The sequence below is a fragment of the Inquilinus sp. genome (assembly GCF_057815775.1).
On record NZ_JBYRFX010000088.1, the window covers coordinates 1 to 4,219 of the forward strand.

Annotated in this window: 7 protein-coding genes; 1 reads left to right on the top strand and 6 read right to left on the bottom strand. The window is 67.8% G+C overall.

Annotation, left to right across the window (positions count from 1 at the left end; translation table 11 throughout):
- On the bottom strand, positions 1-285 hold a 285-nt coding region (locus AC3XYG_RS03245; RefSeq protein WP_489138376.1), incomplete at its 3' end, for a hypothetical protein.
- A gap of 179 nt (positions 286-464) precedes the next feature.
- Between AC3XYG_RS03245 and AC3XYG_RS03250 the strand changes: the two genes are divergently transcribed.
- A complete protein-coding gene (locus AC3XYG_RS03250; RefSeq protein WP_489138377.1) occupies positions 465-878 on the top strand; it encodes a hypothetical protein in 414 nt (137 codons plus the stop codon).
- Between the two features lie 10 nt (positions 879-888).
- Here AC3XYG_RS03250 and AC3XYG_RS03255 read toward each other — a convergent pair whose 3' ends face one another.
- The 5 genes from AC3XYG_RS03255 to AC3XYG_RS03275 all read right to left on the bottom strand — a co-directional run.
- Positions 889-1,302, bottom strand: a complete 414-nt coding sequence (locus AC3XYG_RS03255; protein WP_489138378.1) for a hypothetical protein — start codon at positions 1,300-1,302, stop codon at positions 889-891.
- A 187-nt stretch (positions 1,303-1,489) separates the two neighbouring features.
- Positions 1,490-2,257, bottom strand: a complete 768-nt coding sequence (locus AC3XYG_RS03260; protein ID WP_489138381.1) for an ABC transporter ATP-binding protein — start codon at positions 2,255-2,257, stop codon at positions 1,490-1,492.
- Positions 2,258-2,268: 11 nt separating this feature from the next.
- The gene (locus AC3XYG_RS03265; RefSeq protein ID WP_489138379.1) at positions 2,269-3,123 is read right to left on the bottom strand and encodes an ABC transporter ATP-binding protein; all 855 of its coding nucleotides are present in this window, start codon (positions 3,121-3,123) and stop codon (positions 2,269-2,271) included.
- Positions 3,120-4,049 (bottom strand): nickel transporter permease, encoded by a 930-nt coding sequence (gene nikC / locus AC3XYG_RS03270; RefSeq protein ID WP_489138380.1) that lies wholly within the window; start codon positions 4,047-4,049, stop codon positions 3,120-3,122. Before nikC ends, AC3XYG_RS03265 begins: the two co-directional genes overlap by 4 nt.
- On the bottom strand, positions 4,046-4,219 hold a 174-nt coding region (locus AC3XYG_RS03275; protein WP_489138382.1), incomplete at its 5' end, for an ABC transporter permease subunit. The genes AC3XYG_RS03275 and nikC, both read right to left, overlap by 4 nt.

The following is a 4,219-nucleotide window of genomic DNA, read 5'->3' on the forward strand; positions in this document are numbered from 1 at the left end:
CGGGGTGAATTTCGGCCCCATGACGTTGCTGAAGCGCCAGACATCCTCGGTGACGTCGGCGATCGCCGCCTGCTCCATCTCCGGCGTGCGGGTGACCTGCAGCGTCAGCACCTCGCCCAGCTCGGCCTTGGTCTGGGCCGAGTCATTGGCCGGCGGCGGTGGCAGCAGCTGCAGCAGGTCGACCTCCTTGCTGGTGACGAAGGGCTTGGCGTCTTCGGCCTGGGCCGTGACCGGGCCGATGGCCGCCAGCACGAGAAGGCCGAAGGCCAGGATGGATTGCCGCATGATGGTCCGCTCCGATGGAATGAATGCGGCGGACCCTAGACCCGGGAGATGACAGGCCGATGACTGCGCGGCGAAGTCCATTCGCCGGCCCGGACCCGATCGCCACGTTGGCGCCCCAGTTCATTGAAATGGTCCGATTCTGCAGTGCTTCCACCCAACGGAATGATGGAAGCGGCAGAATGTCGATGGAGAAGGGGGAGAACCAGGCCATGAGACGGCACCATCTCGGAATTCTGGGCATGGCGTTGCTGTCGGCATCGATTGCCGGCTGCGTCAATTCGGAAGCCAGCAAGAACGCGAAAAGCTGGATCGGAATATCGGCCGAGGAGTTGATCAGCCAGATCGGCAGGCCGGCCGAAAGCGAAACATCGGATGGGCTGCTGAAATATACTTATTACGACTCAGCAACTTCGACCGTCGAAAAGACCAACAACTATACGACACTGGGGCCGGGGCCAGGACCAAATGGCGTGACGGTCTACCAGCACAACGATCCCTATCTGGAAGACGTCACCTACACCTGCAAGAACGTCTATTACATCGATGGCGCCGGCAAGATCGTCGACGCCTATGCGACGGGGGACTGCCAATAGCCGCCGCCGCCTAGCTGCACACGCCCGGGGCGGCGATGATGCGCCGGGTGTGCTGCGGCTGGTCGCCGACGGACAGGCACTGCGCGTCCTCGGGGATCTTCGCCCCGGCGGGGCAGGCCGCCACCCTGGCGCTGTCGTCGGCCAGGGCGATCCGCGCATCGGCCGGGCTGGCGGCGCCCAGCTTGCCGGCCGGATCGATCCAGAGCGGATCGGACTTGCCGGCATAGGCGGTGAGCAGCCAGTCCCCATCCAGCGCGCTGACGGTGTAATCCACCGGCAGGCGCCAGCTGCGGATGACCTCGCCCTTGCCGTTCAGCTCGACCACCGGGACGGTGGAGAACATGTCCGTCGGCTTGAAGTCGGGAATGCGGTCGACGCGCAGCCGGGCGACCAGGCCGCACGGCCCGTCCTCGACCTTTTCCAAAGCGGGATGGTCCGGCGTCGCCCCCTCGCGGACCGCAAAGCCCAGCGAAGACCGGGCCGGAGACGGGCTGGGGCGCGGCCGCCATGACCAACGGGGCCAAGACGAAGATCAACCCGTGTCTGACGCGCATGACCGGCCCCTCACCGTTCGACTGAACCACCGAGCATCGGGCAGGACTGCCGATTGCTCAAGCGGCGAAATCCTCGATCCGGTCGGCGGCGGCGCGGTCATAGCCCTGGCTGGCCTGCAGCAGCTGCGCGGTGTAGGGCTGGGTCACCGTGCCGTCACGCAGCTGCGCCGTGGTCAGCGTCTCGACGATCCGGCCGCGATTCATCACCGCCAGCCGGTCGCACATGACAGAGACCACGGCGAGGTTGTGGGTGACCAGAAGGTAGGTCAGCCCGCGTTCGACCCGCAGGCGCTTGAGCAGGTTCAGGATCTCCGCCTGCACCGAGACGTCGAGCGCCGAGGTCGGTTCGTCCAGCAGCAGCACCCGCGGCTCCAGCACCAAGGCGCGGGCGATGGCGACGCGCTGGCGCTGGCCGCCACTGAGCTGGTGCGGGTAGCGGAAGCGGAAGCTGGGCCCCAGCCCGACCTCGGCCAGCACCCGGTCGACCCGGGCATCGCGATCGCTGAAGCGATGGATCGCCAGCGGCTCCATCAGCGTCGAATCCACCGTCTGGCGCGGGTGCAGCGAGCCATAGGGGTCCTGGAACACCATCTGGCACAGCTTGAAGAAGCCCTTGTCCCGGCGCCGCTTCTGCGGCCTGCCATCGACCGTGATCGTGCCGGTCCAGTCCGGGTTCAGCCCGCACAGCGCGCGCAGGATGGTGGATTTGCCGGAGCCGCTTTCGCCGACCAGGCCGAAGCTTTCGCCCTGCGCCACCGTCAGCGAGGCGTCCCGCACCGCATGGGTGTCGCCGAACATGACGTCCAGCCCGTTGATCGCGATCATCGCGTCCATCGTCACGCCTCCAGCCAGGCCGGGTCGCGCCGCAGCACCGGCAGGAATTCGCGGGTGTCGCCGATCTGCGGCAAGGATTCGAGCAGCCCGCGGGTGTAGGGGTGCTTCGCCTGGTGCAGCTCCGACGCCCGGCAGCTTTCGACCACGCGGCCGGCATACATGATCAGGATCCGGTCGCAGAAGCTGGCGACCAGGTTGAGGTCGTGGCTGATGAAGATCAGCCCCATGCCGCGCTCGGTCACCAGATCGTCGATGATCGCCAGCACCTGCATCTGCACGGTGACGTCGAGTGCCGAGGTCGGCTCGTCCGCGATCAGCAGGTCCGGGTCGGGGATCAGCATCATCGCGATCATGATGCGCTGGCCCATGCCGCCCGAGACCTCGTGTGGGTACAGGCCCCACACCCGCTCCGGGTCGCGGATGCGCACCGCCGCGAACATCTCCAGCACCCGGCGCTTGGCCTCGCGGCGCGAGGCGCGCTTGTGGATGCGATAGGCCTCGGCCACCTGCTCCCCCACCGTCACCACGGGGTTGAGCGAGAATTTCGGGTCCTGCATCACCATCGAGATGCGGCGGCCACGGATATCGCGCATCCGCCGCTCGCTCTGCCGCTGCAGGTCGATGCCGTCGAAGGCCAGCCGGTCGGCCTCGACCCGGCCGGGCGGCCCGACCAAGCGCAGGATCGACCGTCCCGTCATCGACTTGCCGGAGCCGCTTTCGCCGACGATGCCGAGCTTCTCGCGCCCCAGGGTGAAGCTGAGGCCGCGCACCGCCCGCACCGGGCCCTTCTCCGTGTCGAAGGTGACCGAGAGGTTCTCGACCTCCAGCAGCGGCCCGCCCGTGCTGCCCGTGCTCATGATTGCCCGCCCTGCTTCGGGTCGAGGATGTCGCGCAGCCCGTCGCCCAGCAGGTTGAAGCCCAGGCTGACGATGAAGATGGCGAGGCCGGGCATGGTGGCCACCCACCATTGGTCGAGGATGAAGTTGCGGCCCTTGGAGATCATCGCGCCCCATTCCGGCAGCGGCGGCTGGGCGCCGAGGCCGAGGAAGCCGAGGCCGGCCGCGGTCAGGATGATGCCGGCCATGTCGAGCGTCACCCGGACGATCACCGAGGACAGACACAGCGGCACCACGTGCCGGGCGACGATGCGGGCGCTGGAGGCACCCTGCAGCCGCACTGCGCTGATGAAGTCGGCGTTGCGGATGGTCAGCGTCTCGGCCCGGGCGATGCGGGCATAGGGGGGCCAGGAGGTGATGGCGATGGCGATGATCGCGTTCTCGATGCCGGGCCCGAGGGCGGCGACGAAGGCCAGCGCCAGGATCAGCTTCGGGAAGGCCAGGAAGATGTCGGTGATGCGCATCAGGACCGCATCGACCCAGCCGCCGAGATAGCCGGAAACGGTGCCGATCAGCAGGCCGACCGGCGCCGCGGTGATGGCGACCAGAACCACGATCAGCAGCGTCAGCCGGGCGCCGTAGACGATGCGCGACCAGATGTCCCGGCCGAGTTCGTCGGTGCCCAGCCAATGGGCGGCGCTGAAGGATTGCAGCCGGTCGGCCAGGTTCTGTTCGATCGGCGACTGATGGGCCAAGAGCGGCGCCGCGGCGGCCGCGAACAGCAGCAGCAGCACGATGATCAGCCCGACCATCGCCAGCTTGTTGCGCGCCAGGCCGAGCCACAGCAGGTACAGCCGGCCCAGCCGGGCCTGACCGCGGGAACCCGGCGTGTCGCTGAGCAGCCAGCCGCGCCAGGTGTCGGGGCGTGGGGTAGACAAATCGGTCATCGCGCCCTCGGGTCCAGCACGCGGTACAGCAGGTCGGACAGCATGTTCAGCCCGATATAGACCACACCGACGACGATGGTGCCGCCGAGCACCGCGTTCATGTCGGCGTTCAGCAGCGAGTTGGTGATGTACTGGCCGAGGCCCGGCCAGGCGAACACCGTCTCGGTCAG